This window comes from Rathayibacter rubneri (genome assembly GCF_023743255.1).
Classification (GTDB): domain Bacteria; phylum Actinomycetota; class Actinomycetes; order Actinomycetales; family Microbacteriaceae; genus Rathayibacter; species Rathayibacter rubneri.
On sequence record NZ_JAMRYM010000081.1, the window covers coordinates 1 to 16,638 of the forward strand.

A 16,638-nucleotide genomic window follows, 5' to 3' on the forward strand; every position below is an offset into this window, starting at 1 on the left:
CGCCCCACCTCACCCGTCGCCTCATTGGAGCCCGCATGCCCCTCACCGTCCTCACCCGGTCGCGCCGTCGCGCGGCGCTCGGCGCCCTCGCCGTCGCCGTCGCCACCACCACCGCACTCACCGCCTGCTCGAGCGGATCCGACGCGAGCGCGTCCGGGACCGGCGAGGAGGGTTCCTTCGGCGAGGCCGCGATGCAGCTCTCGTGGGTCCCCCACGTGGAGTTCGCCGGCGAGTACCTGGCCGACGCGAACGGCCACTTCGCCGACGCGGGCTTCGATTCCGTCGCGCTGACCCCCGGCGGCACCGGCGCGACCGGTGCCGAGACGGCCATCGCGAGCGGATCCGCGTTCGCGGGCGTCTCCTCCCCGCTGATCACCGGCCCCGCGATCTCGGAGGGCGCCGAGATGAAGATCGTCGGAGCGACCTACCAGAAGAACCCGTTCGCGATCGTGTCGCTCACCGACGCCCCGATCGAGACCCCCGAGGACATGGTCGGCAAGACCATCGGAGTCAGCGACAGCAACGACCTCGTCTGGCGCGCGTTCCTCGCCGCGAACGACATCGACGAGTCCGACGTGAACCGCGTGCCCCTCACCGACTCGACGCTGCTCACCACCGGCCAGGTCGACGGCTACATCGGCTACGCGACCGCCGGAGCGAACACGCTGAACCAGCGCGGCTTCTCGGCGCAGCAGTTCCTGCTCGCCGACACCGGCCTGCCGATGGTGGGCGAGACGATCGTGGTCGCGCAGGCGAGCATCGACGACGAGCGCGAGAAGGTGAAGGCGCTGCTGTTCGCCCTCGTGCAGGGCTGGCAGGACGCCGTCGCCGACCCCGAGGCCACCGCCGAGACCGTCGTCACCGACTACGCGGCCGACCAGAACTACAAGGTGGAGGAGCAGGCGCAGGTCATGGTCACCCAGACCGAGCTGATCAGCACCCCCGAGACCGACGAGAACGGCCTGCTCACCATCAGCGACGAGCTGCAGGAGCAGTCCGTCGCCTCGCTCGCGCTGACCGGCATCGAGCTCGACGCCGACGAGCTCTTCGACACCACGCTGATCGACGAGGTCTACGAGGAGCACCCGGAGCTGCTCGAGGGCTGAGGCCCGAGCGAGCACCCCTGACGACCCGCGCGAGAGGACGAGACGTTGACCACCACCGAGAACGGCACCGAGGGCATCCGCCTGTCGGGCCTGAGCAAGCGCTTCGACCTGGGCTCCCGGTCGGTGCAGGCGCTCGCCGAGGTCGACCTCGTCACTCCGCGCGGGTCGTTCCTGTCGCTGCTGGGCCCCTCCGGCTGCGGCAAGTCGACGATCCTGCGCATGCTGGCCGGGCTCGAGAAGCCGACGACCGGCTCCGTCTCGATCCACGGCACGCCCGTCGTCGGCACGAAGCGGAAGGCCGAGCTGGGCATCGCGTTCCAGGACTCGGCGCTGCTTCCCTGGCGCTCCGTGCGCTCCAACGTGCGCCTCCCGCTCGAGCTGACGCGGCAGGCGTCCAAGCGCGACAGCATCCCGGACCTCCTCGACCTGGTCGGGCTGACCGGCTTCGAGGACGCCTACCCGTCGCAGCTCTCGGGCGGCATGCGCCAGCGCGCCTCGATCGCGCGGGCCCTCGTGGTGCAGCCCGACCTGCTCCTGCTCGACGAGCCGTTCGGCGCGCTGGACGACATGACGCGCCAGCGCCTCAACCTCGAGCTCCAGCGCATCTGGACCGCGCGGCCGGCGACCACCCTGATGGTGACGCACGGCATCGCCGAGGCGATCCTCCTCTCGGACACGGTCGCCGTGATGTCGCCCAGGCCGGGGCGCATCGTCGAGGTCATCGACATCGACCTCCCGCGTCCGCGCACGGTCGAGATGCTGCGCAGCCCCGAGTTCCACGCGATCGAGGACCGCATCACCGATCTGCTGTTCTCGCAACACGGGGTGGCGATGGAGGACGAGGGGTGACCCGGCTGCGCACGAACCGGCGCGTCCTCGCCGGCCTCGCGGTCTTCGTCGCGGTCTGGTGGATCCTCGCCGAGACCGTCTACCGCGAGAGCCGTGCCGTGCCGAGCCCCGGCGCTATCGTCGCCGCGTTCCTCCGCGACGGTCCCCTCTTCTACCTCCGCAACGTCGGCGACACCGTGCTCGCGGCCGGCTGGGGCTACCTCTGGGGCACCCTCGCGGCACTGGCGCTCGCCGTCGTCGCGCTGCTGCTGCCGTGGACCCACCGGGTGATCGAGCAGATCGGAGTGATCAGCCACTGCCTCCCGCTGACCGCGGTCGGACCCGTGATCCTCGTGATCTTCGGCGGCCGGACCACCTCGATCTTCCTCGCCGCGCTGCTGGTCTTCTTCACCACCCTGATCGGCGCGCTGCTGGGCGTCCGCTCGGTGCCGCGCACCGCGCTCGACCTCGTGTCGGCCTACCGCGGCGGCCGCTGGGCGCAGATCGTCAAGGTGCAGGCCGTCGCAGCCGTGCCCGCGACGCTCACGGCGCTCCAGGTCGGCGTGCCCGCGGCGATCCTCGGCGCGGTCCTGGGGGAGTACCTCGGCGGAGTCACGACGGGCCTCGGAGTCGCGCTCGCGGTCGCGCAGCGCCAGATGGACGTCGAGCGCGCCTGGGCCTTCGCGGTGCTGAGCGGAGTCGTCACGATCCTCGGCTACGCGCTGATCGCGGCCGTCGGGCGCTGGGTCATGCCCCGCGTGACCGGCACTCCGCGCGCCACCCGCCGCTCGATCCTGCGCCGCACCGGAGGAGTCGTATGAGCACCGCCACCCGCACCGCCACCCGCACCCCCGCGCGCCGGGCCCGCGACCTCAACCCGCGCCTGGCGTTCCGCATCGTGCGCGCCGAGCTCGTCCCCCTCGCCCTCGCCGCGCTGCTCGCGATCGGCTTCTGGTACGCGTTCCTCGCGATCGCCGACGTCTCGCCGCTGCTGGGCAAGACGCCGACCGACGTCGCGACCTACCTCTTCGTCGAGGAGGACGCCGCCGCGAACCGCGCCGTCGTCTTCGGCAACCTCGGCGTCACGGCGCTCGACGCCCTGATCGGCTACGCGGCGGGCATGCTCGTCGCCCTCGCGATCGCGGTGCTCTTCGTGCTCGTCCGCTCGCTCGAGGCCACCGTGATGCCGATCGCGATGCTGCTCAAGTCGATGCCCCTGATCGTGATCACCCCGCTGATCACGCTCGCCATCGGCAACGGGCTCGCGGCGGTCGCCGTGGTCGGAGCGGTCGCGGTGTTCTTCCCGGCTCTCGTGACCGTGGTGTTCGGGCTCCGCTCGCTCTCGCGCGAGTCGTTCGAGCTGGTGACGGTCTACGGCGGCTCGCCCCTGGACGTGCTGCTCAAGGTCGCTCTGCCGACCGCGGTGCCGGCGATCTTCGCGGCGGCCAAGGTGGCGGTCCCCTCCGCTCTGAGCGGGGCGATGCTGGCCGAGTGGCTGGCGACCGGGAAGGGCCTGGGCGGAGCCGTGCAGCGCGCGTCGGCGGGCTTCCGCTACGACGAGCTGTGGGCGTCGCTCGCGGTGATCACGGCGCTGGGAGTCGTGGCCTACGCGGTCGTGGCGATCGGCGAGAGACTGGCGGCCGTCCGCTTCGGCGGACAGAACTGAGGAACGGCATGAGCAGCAACGGAACCATCACCGGCACGGTCTGGGACGGGCAGCGCGCCCTCGGCACCGCGACCCTCGCCTGGAGCGGCGACGAGATCGCCTCCGTCGACCCCGCCGGCGGGCGGGCACCAGGCGGCGACGAGGCCCTCTCGATCATCCCGGGCCTCGTCGACACCCACGTGCACCTCGGCGCCTACTCGGGCGCGGGCACGGCCGACTTCGCCTCCTGGCCGCTGATCACCCCGCGCGAGGAGCGGGTGTTCCACATCGCGAACAACGCCCGCAAGGCGGCCCGCGCCGGAGTCACGACGCTGCGCGATCTCGGCGCCGACGAGCTGCAGATGACCGTGGCGCGGATGTTCGAGCAGGGCATCGCCGACGGGCCGCGGCTCGTCACGCACGGCGCCGTCGGCATGACGGCCGGTCACGGCGACCTGTTCGTGCCCCCGCACTACCCGCACCGCGACCGCGTCGCCGACAGCCCCGACGAGTGCCGGCGCCTGGTCCGCACCTGGGCGAGGGCCGGTGCCGACGGCATCAAGATCTACACGAGCGGAGGAGTGCTCTCGATGGGCGACCGGGTCGGCTGGCGCAACCAGACCGACGCCGAGATCGCCGCGACGATCGACGAGGCGCACGCGCTGGGCATGCCCGTCGCCGCGCACACCCACTCCGTCGAGGGCCTGGACCGCGCGCTCGCGCTCGGCGTCGACTCGATCGAGCACGGCACCGCGATCGGGCCGCAGCACTGGGCGACGCTCGTCGAGCGGGACCTCCCGGTCGCTCCGACCCTCTTCATCAACGACGTGATCGCCGCCGGTCGCGCGCCGTCGTCTCCGGAGGCGTCGCTCAAGGCGCAGGACGTCGTCGCCACCCGCGACGCCGGCTTCCTCGCGGCGGGCGAGGCCGGGGTGCGCTTCGTGCTCGGCACCGACGCCAACGGGGTCTACGTCGACTGGGGCGAGCAGCTCGACGAGGTGCGGCGGATGCGCACGGCCTTCGGCTGGAGCTCCGAGCGCGCCCTGATCGCGGCGACGTCCGACGCGGCCGCCGTCGTCGGGCTCGGCTCCCGCGTGGGGCGTCTGGCCGCCGGGTTCGGCGCCGACTTCGTCGTGCTGCGCGGGCGCCCGTGGGAGAGCATCGACGACCTGCGGGCCGAGAGCATCGTGGCCGTCGTGTCCCGCGGCCGGGTCGTGTCCGGTGCGCTGCCCGGAGCGCTCCGATGACCGCCGCACCCCGCCGGTTCGTCTCGGCCGAGGCGCTCGGCGCGCCCCGCGGGGCTTACAGCCACGCGGTCGAGGCGCACGGAGTGGTCTACGGATCCGCCATCGGCCCCTTCGCGCCGGGCGACGGCTCGGTGCCCGAGGGCGTCGCGGCGCAGACGGCCGCCGCGCTCGACAACATCGAGCGGCTGCTCGGCACCGAGTTCGGCCTGGAGCTCGGCGACGTGGTGCGGATCACGATGATCCTCGCCGACTTCGAGCGCGACTTCGCCGCCTCCTCGGCCGTCTACGCCGAGCGCTTCCCCGTCGATCCGCCCGCCCGCACCGTGCTCGGCGCGGCGCTGCCCGGACCCCTCGTCGCGATGGACTTCATCGCGGCGGCCCGCTGAACCGGAAGGCCCCCGTGACCCTCGACTCCTTCGTCCGCGGCCTCCCCAAGGCCGAGCTCCACGTGCATCTCGAGGGGACGCTCGAGCCGGAGCTGCGCGCCCGCCTCGCCGAGCGCAACGGCCTGCCGGTGCCCGCGGCGCTCTCGTACGACTTCGACTCCCTCGCCTCGTTCCTCGCCGTCTACTACCCGGCGATGGACGTGCTCCGCGAGGAGCAGGACTTCTACGACCTGGCGACGGAGTACTTCCGCCACGCCGCCGCCGACGGAGTGGTGCGCGCCGAGGTCTTCTTCGACCCGCAGGCCCACACCTCGCGCGGGGTGCCGTTCGAGTCGGTGATCGGCGGCTACCACCGCGCCGCCATCGACGCGGCCGGGCTCGGGATCGACGCCGTGCTCATCCTCTGCTTCCTCCGCGACCTGTCGGCCGAGAGCGCGCGCGAGACGCTCGAGCGCGCTCTGCCGTTCGCCGACCGGCTGATCGGCGTGGGGCTCGACTCCGACGAGCGCGGCAACCCGCCGGCCAAGTTCCGCGAGGTGTTCGCGCTCGCCCGCGAGGCGGGGCTCCGCCTGACCATGCACTGCGACGTCGATCAGCCGAACAGCGTCGAGCACCTGCGCCAGGTGCTCGAGGAGATCGGCGTCGACCGGATCGACCACGGCACGAACATCGTCGAGGCACCCGAGCTCGTCGAGCGCGTGCTCGAGCGCGGGCTCGCGCTGACCTGCTGCCCCCTGTCGAACTCGTTCGTCTCGAGCGACATGAAGGCGGTCGAGCTGCGCGCACTGCTCGAGCGCGGCGTGCGGGTGACGGTCAACTCCGACGACCCGGCCTACTTCGGCGGCTACGTCGCGGACAACTACCTCGCTCTGGCCTCCCGCGCCGGCTTCACCCTCGACGAGCTGGTGCAGCTGGCGCGCAACTCGGTGCTCGGCTCGTGGGCGCCGCCCGAGGTGCAGGAGGAGCTGCTCGCGCGGATCGACGCGCACGCGGCGACCGCGTAGGGGCTCTCCAGCGGAGCCTCACCGAGGCGATCAAGGACGGCAGCTGCGACCGCGCGATCATGCCGCCCGAGGTCCGCGCCGCCGAGGCGGCGGGGGAAGCGGTTCTTCCCGCTCCAGCTGGCCTCTCTCGTGCATGAGGAGTCCTCCCAGCTCATGATCCGCGTCCGCAACGAAGCGGTGCGGGACGGGCTGAACCTCGTGATCGACACATTGCTCTCCTCGCTCGAGAAGTCCGTCGAGCTGGGGCAGCGACTCGGATCCGTCGGCTACAGCGTCGAGGTCATCAATGTGGAGGTCCCGTTCGAGCTGTCGGAGTCGCGGATCGCCGGCCCGCTGGCACCAGTCCTATGAACGCGCCCTCGACGGCGCCGACGAGCTCGGCGGCCGATGGGGTGCCCAGCGATTACTCACGCGTCGTCGACGCCGGACCGGACGGCCGCTCCCTCCCCGAGGTCGCCGCCGAGCAACTGGCCGACACCGGACCGACCGTCGCGCTACCGGCGCTACAGCACACCCGCCGAGGGACAGCCGCGCACGCTCGACGTCGACAAGTCGCGCATCGCGTTCGGAGAACCCCGATCGACACGGCCCTCGCGCAAGCACGAGCGACCGTCAGCCGCAGCTTCCCCACCACGACGCCGGCGTAGGCGCCGGACCGCGGCGACCGAAGCCGCTAGACCCACTGCCGGCGGCGCCCGTCAGCTTGCGCCCTCCCTCTACCCGTTCCGGGGGCCGCTAGACGCGGCACCGGCGATGCCGGGGGAGGGAGGCCGCTGCGCGGCCCATTCCCCTGCGTTTTCTTCACCTCTCCGCGGTCTCAACCTATTTCGCTCCACCGGCTGCGTGCCACCGATCCCGGACGCGCCCTGCGGGCTTATTTCGCCCGTGATCGGCGTCACTCCACCGCCTCCACTCAAACGGTTTTCCCCGCCGGAGAGGCAAAGAAAATCGATCAGCCAGAGGGAGACACACCATGAGTGAGCAGCGCGGCACCCGTACCGAGGTCATCAAGAGCGAGTACCACGGACCCGGGGCGGTGGGCATCAGCCCGACCGCCCGTCAGGTGGTCATCGTCGGCGCCGGTGGCCGTGACCCGGTGACCGAGCAGACCCCGGCCGTGCACCTGGTCACCCGCGGGGGCCGCGCGGGGCGCCTGGGGCGAGGGAGAGAACCGCCGTACCGGACGAGTCCTCGAAGCCGACGCGATCGGCCCGAACCTCACCCGCGCGACCGCCGTCGTCACGGTGCCGGCGCAGCGTGGAACCCGCGGCTAGCTACTTGGGGCGCGTCGCGACTCACCGTCCCTGTCGAGTGGGAATCACTTCTAGTGAAGAGCGATAGGGCCCCTCAGATACTGAACGAGCCCACCAAAGTCGGGATACACGCTTTGACTTGTGAACCCCTTACTTGCAAGGTAATCTCGCAGCTCTTCCTTTGCGTGACAAGAAATTCGTGCAGAGAAGATCGGTACGAGATTCGCACCATTTTTCTTAGTGCGAACATCGTACCTCGACGGAATACCCACAATTGAGGTTGAATGTGCGATTTCTTCCGCACGCCAGTCTTTAGCAGTGCCTTCGGAAATCACGTCCGCAACTTCCGCTGTGACGAGCGGTGCGGCTTCAAGCAGAAATCCCGCTCGCTGGGCACGCATCCGATCGCTGAGTGCTGGGGGGAACCAGTCCCAAGTCCGCGAGCCCGTTCCCCAACCGACGCGCGAGCGCTCGTTTTCGTTCGTCCAGCCATGCCAGAACGGCAGGTCGTCCGATGGGGGTAACTTCCCGGTGGCAGCCGACATCGATGTCTTGGATATGCGAACCAGGCGCCCCCAGGCGACAACGCGCCCGTCGACGTCGTCCAGCTCGGGATCTGCCTCGACGGCGAACCACGCGGCCATTTCTGGCTCTAGAGTTACGTCAAGTAGTCGCGTGGGAGCCCCGAAGTGTTGCAAATCCGCAAGGAATTCCAATGCATGGTTTGGCCGCCGTCCCCACGAAACAGCTAGGTCCATGCTCGTCCTTTCTGCTTCAATTAAGTCCTCCTCAGAGGGAGGTGCAGTAGTCTCAAGCTTCCGGTATAGCGAACTGTGGGTCGGCCATTTTGCGTTCTGCTGGCCTCGCCATACCAACATGTGTTCTCGGTGCTTTTGCTGGACCGTGGAAAAAAATTTTAAGAGCGTAGGAACGTCGTTGATTTCAACTACATGTTCGTCGAAAAATGCCTCGGCTGAATGGCTCGATCGCACTGCCGGTTCAATATTCTGGCGCCGCGAGGCCAGTTGACGGCTTGAATACAAAGCTGGTATGGAAACGGACTCCGCTAGAAGGCGAGCTGTCTCTCGAAGCTGATCGAAGTAGTCCTCGGGAAAAGCGTTCTCCAGGTTTGCTGAGAAATAACGCTGAAACGCGTTAAAAGCTTCAAGTGTCACAGGACTACGAGCATTTGCGCCTGTCTGCGCGTTGAGTGCGTTCACCACGGCCTGCGCCGACGCGCGCACATTTGTAAGAACCTCCGGCGGCAGTGCGGTGGATCGCTGCACAGATGCGGAAAAAGCGGCGAGTGTTTTTGGGTCGAGTCGGAATGCCGTTTGAGCGCCCAGTTGAGCGGCTATAGCGGTCGAGAGTGCACCGTTTTGACTGGTACTTCCGTTCGGGGCGGGCGCCTCCGGGGAGCCTGGAACCCCTTCAACCGGCCTCGTTTGCTCGTCATCGTCGGGTTCGCTCGGCGTAGAGGAGTTGTCGGACACGGTTAGACGCTAGCGGCTATTGCTTCCAGGGAGCCAGCAAAGAGGGCCCCGCCGTGCGGGCGTGAGGTGTACCCCCTCACGCTCGTAGGCGGTTCGCTCCGGAGCGCGAGTCGCACTCGCGCATTGGCGACGGAGCGCCGCCGATCGGAGGCCGCGTCGCGGCCACGGTCTCGCCGTTTTCCTTACACCACCACCTGAACGTTGTGAAGGGAGCGGCCATGCCGCAGATCTGGGCCGGAATCGACGCAGGGAAGGGGCACCACCACTGCGTCGTCATCGACGCAGACGGCACCAAGCTCCACTCCGCCCGAGTCGCCAACGACGAGACGGCGCTACTCGAGCTGATCGCTACGGTCACGGATCTCGCCGGCGGCGACAGATGCTTCACCGAGACGCTGCGACCGATGCGCCCGCATCCGCGCCGTCAGGCGAAGCAATTGCGGCTCGCGCCGACGCCGGCAACACCTACGACGGCGCGGAGCGCCGCGAGGCATTCGCGGCGAGCTTGAACGACAAGGGCATCAGCGCGGAAGACGTCAAAGCGCGCCTGCGCGCCGACGTCGACCAGGCCCGACCCGCCGCCGAAGTGCTCACCTCACCCAACCGCACCGCCCGGGTGAAGTCCCCGACAGCGCCCGCCGTGAACAGGCAGCGTCAAAGCGGCGACCGCAGCCGCTAACCGGCCGCAGCCGCTGACCGGCCGCCAGGAGACGCCTTTCTGTGTTCCCCTGGCCGGTCGGGACGGGTCCTCCATACTCGAGGAGTGCACCTTTGCTACGTAGATGACTCAGGGGACTCGAGGCACGGTGTGACGCTCACCGGGTTGATCGTCGAGGATCGTGAGTGGTCGGGCCTCCTTAACGCGTGGCTCGCCGGGCGCCGGGCGATTCATCGTGAGTTCGGCGTTCTGAAGACAGCTGAACTCCATGCGACGAAGCTTTACAAGGGACGTGGACAGTTCTGCGAGACTCTGGCGCAGAACGCGTCGTTCGGTACTGGCAAGCGGGCGGCTGCGGGCCGGGTCATGCTGTCCGCCCTAGCGAAGCATCCGCGGTTCGAAGTGGTCACTGTCGGTATGGCTGACCGGTCGAAACCGGTAGCGTACGCCCGATTCATCGCTTGGCTCGAAGACTGGGCGGAGCGTGAAGGCACCTACGTGATGGTGCTGTACGACGGTCAGCAGGGCCTCGGCGATCCTGGCGAGGAGCTCGAGCCGCCGAGAGATCGAGAGCTTTGGGAGACCGCCATCCGTGATGCCGCTCCGTATCGCGAGGTGCATCGATCGCTCGATATCCAGAGTCGTCGCGTGGTGGAGGACGTGATGATGCAAGACAGCCGATACAGCCAGCTCATTCAGGCGGCTGATCTAATCGCATACGGCGCCTACCAGAAGCATCGCCAGGAGCATCCCGAAATCTGGGGCGGCGACGGCACCCCCTCCGCCGATGCGATCATCGCCTACATGCGCCTCGCTGCCCGGTGGCCGGAGGGCTCGGACTTCGGCGTTCACTGGCTCGGTTAACGCAAGAACCCCCAGCCGAGGCTAGGGGTTCGCGGGGTGCAAGACCCCCTGGTCGATCACAGAGATCGCATAGGGCCTTGCGTGACCCAGGATAACAGCGTACTGGTGCGTGTGCAACGCGCGACGGACAGCGCCTCGGACCCCTGGGCGCTGGCCGAGGCGAGCGACCAGGGCGTCAGATCGAGGGTGCAGTACCCCGGATCTGACGCCCTGGTCGCCGCTCTGCAGTGCCGGGGCTCAGTGGCTCAACTTGTTGATGGCGCGGAGCAGCAGGCTCTCGATGGTCGCAAGAACGCGGAGCTTGAGTGGATGCCTGCGCGCGGACCGTGACGCGACAGTTTCCCGCCACTCGTTGCGCGTTTCTGCAATTGGAGTGCGCTGATCCCCGACGGCAAGTTCGTTCTCGTAAGGGCAGTAGGGCCCGGACTCGGCGTGGGAGTGCTGGAGGGAGTGGGTTGAGAGAACGTAGCGGAGCGGGCGAGGTACTCCGCGACGTCCGGGATGTGCGGTCAGGCTGACGAACTGAGCGAGCAGTGCAGCGCTGACGCTGGCGGAGAGTGTCGCAACGTTCTGCCGGGACGGTGCTTCCCGGTGTGCGCCGGCGATGTACTCCGGGTCCTCGAGGAGCCCTTGCTTGTCGAGGGGGACGTCGCCCACGGCGAGCTGGCCGAGACATGCCATGCACGGGCGTCCGGGAACGAGCGTGTGAGCACGCCAGATCCCGTTACGCATCCGGCCTTCGGGGAAGGTGTCGAGCGCAATGCCTCCGTCGATGACCGGAATCAGGTCGGCGTAGGCGATCGCGTTGAGGACCGCACGCGGCCACGGGCCGTCGACGCAGGAGAAGATCACGTCGTAGTCGAGCGCGATGCTGACGCCGACGGGGTCGGTGATGCTGACCTCGTGGCGCTTCACGTCGAAGTGCGCGGCGGTCGCTGCCGACCTCATCAGGCGTGCAGCAACGTCGACCTTGGAACGGCCGAGAGCGGCGTCCAGGCGCGTGGCGCCGATCATGCGGTCGAGATTGACCGTTTCCACGGCGTCGAAGTCCATGACTCCGACGGTGGCAAGACCGGACGCAGCGAGTCGCTGCGCCACGTCCAGGCCGACGCTGCCCCCGCCGACGACGAGGACACGCATGCGGGCGATTGACGCCTGGCTCCGCTGTCCCCAGGACGAGACGGTGCGCTGCTGGGACCGAGTCACATTCGGGACCCGGCGGAGGTCGTCATTCCAAGTCACCGTCAGCTTGTCCGAGACGGACCTGACCGACTCGGCCCAGGTGGGGGTGCTGCGGTTGAACCAGAACCGGGCGGACCAAGAGGTGTCGCGGCCTCCGAGGGTCATTCCGAGAAGGGGCATCTTGGTGATCGAGCGGGCGACGCGCTCGTACTCCGACTCTGTCTCGTGGTCCATCGTGCTGAGGAACTGCCAGCCGCGGGCGCCTGGGTGTGAGTGAAGAAGGACCACGCCGTGGCCGTTCTGACGAGCCTCGGTAGAGGCGCGGAGTACGTACTCGCCGGTGAAGGAGGCGTTGCCGTGGACGAGTCGTTCACCCTCGCGAGGGAAGATCACTGACCTGATCAGCGCCGTCGTGCGCTCGACGCCCGTGGACAGTACATAGGTTCCGATGAGCACGTCCTCTTGACCGTCGTTGCGGATGAGGTGATCGCGCATAGCTGCTTCGACGTCGCCGGCCATCGCTACGGAGTACCGCATGTCAAGCCGCCTTCGGAAGAGCGATGGTGAGTAGCCCACGTACGTGGCGGAGCCACGAGAGGGCGGGGGCGACGGACGTGTCCGTGTAGTTGTAGTCGCGCGAGTGCCGCTTCCAGCCGGGCAGGCAGTCGGTCACGTCCTCGTTGGTCTGCGCGAAGGTGATGAAGTCGGGGAGGTGCACCCAGTGGGGAGGGACCATCGGCCAGCTCTGAACCTCTGACAAGCTCACCCCTGTCGTGATGATCTGCCCGGCGAGCGGGCCGGCGACGGCGCGGACGTCGTAGAGGACGCGCGGCCCGTCGACCCGAGCGGAAGCGCCCGCCGCGGTCATGTCGTCAACGAACCTCTGAGCCGGAAGCGTGACCTCGTCCAGCTCGCTCATGCGACGCCTCCGACATGCTTGGTGGTGACAAATTCGTCGCCGTCGGCGAGCGTGACGATGGTGTCATCACTGAAGGATTCGGTTGCACCGGTCGGCAGGATGCGTGCGAGGTCGTAGCCGGCCGGATCGACGCCGGCGAGCCGGAGCAGTGCGGCAGCGGTCTGGTCGTCGTCGTAGGTGTCGAAGGGCTCGCCGTCGATGGTGAAACGGACGTGCTGGCGTGTGACGAACCGCTCGTCGTCCTTGAGATTGACGATCTGGCCATCACGGATCTTCTCTTCGACGCCATTCTTCGCGACGAGGAAGAGGTCAAAGGACTTCGGGTCCCGGCCGGCGAGCCTCAGCAGCGCTGCGGCCTCCTGGTCAGGGTCACGGGTGGTGTGGGCCTTGCCGTCGATGCTGATCTGCAGGGGGTGGATCTTGGGGGCGGTGGGGGTCATGAGACCCTCCTCTCGTTCGTAGCGTGTCGCTCCCGCTTCCGGCTGGAAGCAGGTAGCATGTACCTGTCGGGTAAATCCAACCCTACCACAGATTGCGTTTACCAAAGAGGTTAAGATTGCAGCTCGCCTGGTCCAGTTCCTCGCTGAGGGCTTGCTGCGCTTCGAGAGCTCGACTCCGAGTGCTGGCGAACACCCAGCTCGACGCAGCCGAGGATCTCTTGCACGCCGTGGCCAACGCGCCGACGCTCAGTGCCCTCGCCACGTTCAACAGCGTGCGAATCGGCGTGTCCGGGGGGAGCCTGACGTTCTCGATAGAGGAGGTCACCCTGCACTCATCCCTGTTAGACCACGACGGGCGGGTCCGCCGGCTCTCGAACCGAGCGACGTTGCCCGAGTACGCCATGTCGCGAGCTTTGCTCATCGATGACCTCCACGTTCGAGGCCGTTCCATCCTCCAGATTGCAAGCTGAGACGAATCATGACCGAACACATCCCCGCAGAAATGCAGTTCGACTTCGCCCCCAACCCAGGAAGACTGCTCCAGCGAGAGCTCGACGTCCGCCAAATCAGTCAGGCGCAACTGGCCGCCCGCACCGGCTTCAGTCCGAAGCACATCAACCTAGTCATCAAAGGCAACGCACCAATCTCTCCTGATGTCGCCGTCACGCTCGAGGAAATCCTCGGGACGTCTGCCGAAACGTGGCTTCGGATAGAAGCGGTCCACCAAGCACATGAGGCGCGAGCTGAAAAGTTCAAAGCTCTTGCAAGTTTTTCCGATTGGGCGGCGCGATTCCCTCGATCGACGTTGCTTGAGCGAGGCATCATCGCCTCGAATGATTCGAAGTCCGATGTCGTCGGCAAACTATTGCAGTTTTTTTCTGTGGCATCCCCAGCGGCCTACGGAAAGACATGGCTTGAACCCCAGGCTTCATATAAAAGAAGTCAACTTCACTCAATTGACCAAGACCTCACTGCGTTGTGGCTTCGACTTTCGGAGTTACACGCCGGCGAGAAGTTATTGCATGCTCCTGGGTTCAACCCGGCAAAAGTTCGCGAGGCTGCAACTCTCCTACCTCAATTGACAAGTCAAGAGGTCGGCGTAGCATTTGAGCAGGCACAGCAGCTTCTTTTCGACGCGGGAGTGATTCTTGTCTTTGTTCCGGAAATACCCGGAACTCGAATCAGCGGTGTTTCGCGGTGGGTGAACGGCACGCCGATGATTGCCGTGACCAGCCGATATAAGTCGTATGATGGGCTATGGTTCACGCTACTGCATGAGGTCGCGCACGTCCTTCTGCACCCTAAAAGAAGTACGTTCATTGATACAAACGCTAAGGCGAACGACGACGACGATGCACAAGAAACCGCGGCAAACACTTTTGCTCAATCGCATCTAATCCCCGAGAGATACCGCGACCTTTTGATTCCATCGATGAGTCCCTCGGATATCAGGCGTCTAGCTGATAAGCTAGGTGTATCTCCAAGTTTGATCGCCGGGCAGTGGGCTTTCAAAACAAAGACATGGAACGGTCCCAATGCTCGTCTTCGCCAGCAAGTCGACTTGGCGGAGGTGCTCGGACGGACAAGCTGAGTTGCGCGTCCAAGCTGCACTTGGCGCTCCTTCGGCAATGTTCGATATCCGTGATTGTGTCAGTTCCGAAACGGCGGAGCGAGGGGCGGCGATCCTTCGCGTCAAACGTCGCCACTCGACGGACGGCGACATCCAACCTCGTATTCGACGCGGTCCCACGGCGGTTTCGTCATCCGACGACGTAGCTGTCGGCGCGCATGTCCCAGGGATGTTGTGCGTCTTGCTTACGGAGCCGATCGTCTCCGCAGATGCTGCTCATGGCTTGCCGGCGCTTCGAGGGCGACTAGCAGGCGTCGACTGCCTTGGTCCGCGCCTCTCTACTGCCGGCCGCAGCGCCACGCTAAGCGGTATCAGATAACCGCACGTTCTCGGGCGGCTCGCGTCGGCGCCGGTCAGAGGTACCGCAGCGCCAGGTGCAGGTCGACGCGGTCGGACATGGAGCCGAGGTCGCGGCCGGTCAGCGCCTCGATGCGCTGCACCCGGTAGCGCAGCGTGCTGGCGTGCAGGTGCAGGACGTCGGCGGCCTGCCGCCACGCGCCTCCGCTCTCGAGGAACACGCGCAGCGTCTCGACCATGTCGGAGCGGTGCTCGTCGTCGTAGCGGACCAGCTCGCCGAGCACCTCGCGGGCGAAAGCGGCGCGGGTGCGCGGGGAGATCAGCTCGAGCAGAGCGCCGCTCGAGACGGGCACCGTGTGCGCGAGGACGGCTACCGGGTCGGCCGAAGAGCCGGCCGCCGCGGCCGCCCGTGCGCGGGCGGCGAGCAGCGATGCCCCCAGCTGTCCGACGGAGCGGGACCCGTCTCCGACGCCGATCGACACCCGACGTCCGCGCAGGAGCCACGGCTCTGCCTCGACCGCGGCGCGGAGGGCGGGACCCGGCTGCCTCTCCTCGTCGTGCGGATCGCCCAGGAGCAGCACGGCGCCGCCGTCGAGCGCACCGCCGAGGGCCAGAGCGTGCTCGCGCTCGCCGGCCTCGCGCAGCGGTCGCAGCAGCGCCTCGGGAGGCAGCGACGGATCGTCCGAGCGGGCGAGCACGACCCGCAGCGGTGCTCCGAGCCGTGCTCCGAGCAGGCGCAGTCGCACCGAGACCTCGCTGTCCGGCAGCTCGTCGTTCTCGACGGCCCGGAGCAGGTCGATCAGCGGAACCGCCGCCTCCTGCTCGCGGCCGCGGGCGAGCGCGAGGCGACCGGCCACGGTGCTCGCGAGCAGGTCGGCGGCGTCGGCCGACTCCTCCGACCAGGCTCTCCGATCGCCGGTCACCACGAGCGCCCCGAGGCGCTCGCCCGAGGAGGAGAACAGGGCCTTCCCGGACAGGGTGCGGCTGCCGGGCGCGACGTCCCAGCGGTCGTCGGAGGAGGCGAGCGACGCCTCCCACGCCGAGCCGGACTCGGAGGGTGACGGCATGCCGCCCGCCGACGCGACGAGCGTGCCCGCGCGGTCGATCACCCAGCTGCCGTGCGCGAACTCCTCGAAGAACGCGCGGAGGGCGGCGTGCACTCCCTCGCCCGACGCGAGGTCCTGGAGCAGCCGGCGGGCGAAGCGCGCGTCACGGCCGAGCGTGGGCAGGTCGGCCTGCGCGAGCACCCCCGCGACGGTCTGGCCGATCGTCTTGAAGGACACCTCGGGCGAGACGGTCAGCAGCGCGACTCCGTGACGCCGGCAGACCTCGGTCATGCCGGCCGGGAGGGTGCCGACGGCGATCAGGCCGACCACGATCGCGACGACTCCGCGATCGGCGACCTGGCCGACGAACCGCTCGACGCTCTCGCGCCCGGAGGTCCACAGCGCGCTCGTGAGGACGACGTCGCCGGGGGAGAGGAAGCGGCCGGGATCGGGGAGGTCGATCGTGTAGGTGCCCGAGATCGCGCGGGAGAGCTGCACCTCGTCGCCGGTCACCAGCGTCAGCTGGAGCTCGGGATGGGTGAGGAGCTCGCGGACGTTCACGCTGGGGCGGCCTCTTCGATCGTCGGACCCGCGACCGGGCGGGGGCTCCAGACTACGGGGGCTGTCTCTTATACAATCT

Annotated in this window: 17 protein-coding genes and 1 pseudogene; 13 read left to right on the forward strand and 5 right to left on the reverse strand. The window is 67.9% G+C overall.

Going from position 1 to position 16,638, the window contains the following annotated elements:
* From NB037_RS15065 to NB037_RS15100, 8 genes are all read left to right on the forward strand, one after another.
* Positions 1-1,106, forward strand: a 1,106-nt coding sequence (locus NB037_RS15065) for an ABC transporter substrate-binding protein (protein ID WP_251947044.1), incomplete at its 5' end; no start/stop codon positions are given.
* Between the two features lie 45 nt (positions 1,107-1,151).
* Complete coding sequence (locus tag NB037_RS15070; protein WP_251947046.1) at positions 1,152-1,955, forward strand: ABC transporter ATP-binding protein; 804 nt, start codon at positions 1,152-1,154, stop codon at positions 1,953-1,955.
* Positions 1,952-2,755, forward strand: coding sequence for an ABC transporter permease (locus tag NB037_RS15075; protein WP_251947048.1), 804 nt, complete (start codon positions 1,952-1,954; stop codon positions 2,753-2,755). Before NB037_RS15070 ends, NB037_RS15075 begins: the two co-directional genes overlap by 4 nt.
* Complete coding sequence (locus tag NB037_RS15080; protein ID WP_251947050.1) at positions 2,752-3,600, forward strand: ABC transporter permease; 849 nt, start codon at positions 2,752-2,754, stop codon at positions 3,598-3,600. The genes NB037_RS15075 and NB037_RS15080 overlap by 4 nt, the downstream gene beginning before the upstream one ends.
* Before the next feature lie 8 nt (positions 3,601-3,608).
* Positions 3,609-4,826, forward strand: a complete 1,218-nt coding sequence (locus tag NB037_RS15085; protein ID WP_251947052.1) for an amidohydrolase family protein — start codon at positions 3,609-3,611, stop codon at positions 4,824-4,826.
* Entirely contained in the window at positions 4,823-5,212 is a 390-nt protein-coding gene (locus NB037_RS15090) for a RidA family protein (protein ID WP_251947053.1), read from the forward strand. The genes NB037_RS15085 and NB037_RS15090 overlap by 4 nt, the downstream gene beginning before the upstream one ends.
* Before the next feature lie 14 nt (positions 5,213-5,226).
* A complete protein-coding gene (gene add, locus NB037_RS15095) occupies positions 5,227-6,216 on the forward strand; it encodes an adenosine deaminase (RefSeq protein ID WP_251947055.1) in 990 nt (329 codons plus the stop codon).
* 117 nt (positions 6,217-6,333) lie between these two features.
* Positions 6,334-6,567 (forward strand): zeta toxin family protein, encoded by a 234-nt coding sequence (locus NB037_RS15100; protein WP_279308975.1) that lies wholly within the window; start codon positions 6,334-6,336, stop codon positions 6,565-6,567.
* Positions 6,568-7,540: 973 nt separating this feature from the next.
* On the opposite strand, the gene NB037_RS19950 is transcribed toward NB037_RS15100, so the two are convergent.
* Positions 7,541-8,962, reverse strand: coding sequence for an FRG domain-containing protein (locus NB037_RS19950; RefSeq protein WP_251947060.1), 1,422 nt, complete (start codon positions 8,960-8,962; stop codon positions 7,541-7,543).
* A gap of 218 nt (positions 8,963-9,180) precedes the next feature.
* Here NB037_RS19950 and NB037_RS15110 point away from each other — a divergent pair.
* The 3 genes and pseudogenes from NB037_RS15110 to NB037_RS15120 all read left to right on the forward strand — a co-directional run.
* A pseudogene (locus tag NB037_RS15110) lies at positions 9,181-9,336 on the forward strand (IS110 family transposase); the annotation flags it as partial.
* Positions 9,337-9,341: 5 nt separating this feature from the next.
* A complete protein-coding gene (locus NB037_RS15115) occupies positions 9,342-9,641 on the forward strand; it encodes a hypothetical protein (RefSeq protein ID WP_251947075.1) in 300 nt (99 codons plus the stop codon).
* 84 nt (positions 9,642-9,725) lie between these two features.
* Positions 9,726-10,484, forward strand: coding sequence for a DUF3800 domain-containing protein (locus tag NB037_RS15120; protein ID WP_308202080.1), 759 nt, complete (start codon positions 9,726-9,728; stop codon positions 10,482-10,484).
* Between the two features lie 237 nt (positions 10,485-10,721).
* Here NB037_RS15120 and NB037_RS15125 read toward each other — a convergent pair whose 3' ends face one another.
* Genes NB037_RS15125 through NB037_RS15135 form a run of 3 tightly spaced genes read right to left on the reverse strand, consistent with a single transcriptional unit; the run spans position 10,722 to position 13,025 of the window.
* Positions 10,722-12,185 (reverse strand): ThiF family adenylyltransferase, encoded by a 1,464-nt coding sequence (locus NB037_RS15125; protein ID WP_251947063.1) that lies wholly within the window; start codon positions 12,183-12,185, stop codon positions 10,722-10,724.
* Positions 12,186-12,204: 19 nt separating this feature from the next.
* Positions 12,205-12,585: a hypothetical protein gene (locus NB037_RS15130; protein WP_251947065.1), complete on the reverse strand. Its 381-nt coding sequence runs from the start codon at positions 12,583-12,585 to the stop codon at positions 12,205-12,207.
* The gene (locus NB037_RS15135) at positions 12,582-13,025 is read right to left on the reverse strand and encodes a multiubiquitin domain-containing protein (RefSeq protein ID WP_251947067.1); all 444 of its coding nucleotides are present in this window, start codon (positions 13,023-13,025) and stop codon (positions 12,582-12,584) included. The genes NB037_RS15130 and NB037_RS15135 overlap by 4 nt, the downstream gene beginning before the upstream one ends.
* A 179-nt stretch (positions 13,026-13,204) precedes the next feature.
* Here NB037_RS15135 and NB037_RS15140 point away from each other — a divergent pair, with 179 nt between their 5' ends.
* Together NB037_RS15140 and NB037_RS15145 are read left to right on the forward strand one after the other, a co-directional pair.
* A complete protein-coding gene (locus NB037_RS15140; RefSeq protein ID WP_251947069.1) occupies positions 13,205-13,495 on the forward strand; it encodes a hypothetical protein in 291 nt (96 codons plus the stop codon).
* An 8-nt stretch (positions 13,496-13,503) separates the two neighbouring features.
* Entirely contained in the window at positions 13,504-14,616 is a 1,113-nt protein-coding gene (locus NB037_RS15145; RefSeq protein WP_251947071.1) for an ImmA/IrrE family metallo-endopeptidase, read from the forward strand.
* A gap of 392 nt (positions 14,617-15,008) precedes the next feature.
* Here NB037_RS15145 and NB037_RS15150 read toward each other — a convergent pair whose 3' ends face one another.
* A complete protein-coding gene (locus NB037_RS15150) occupies positions 15,009-16,559 on the reverse strand; it encodes a PucR family transcriptional regulator (protein ID WP_251947073.1) in 1,551 nt (516 codons plus the stop codon).
* Positions 16,560-16,638 lie beyond the last annotated feature (79 nt).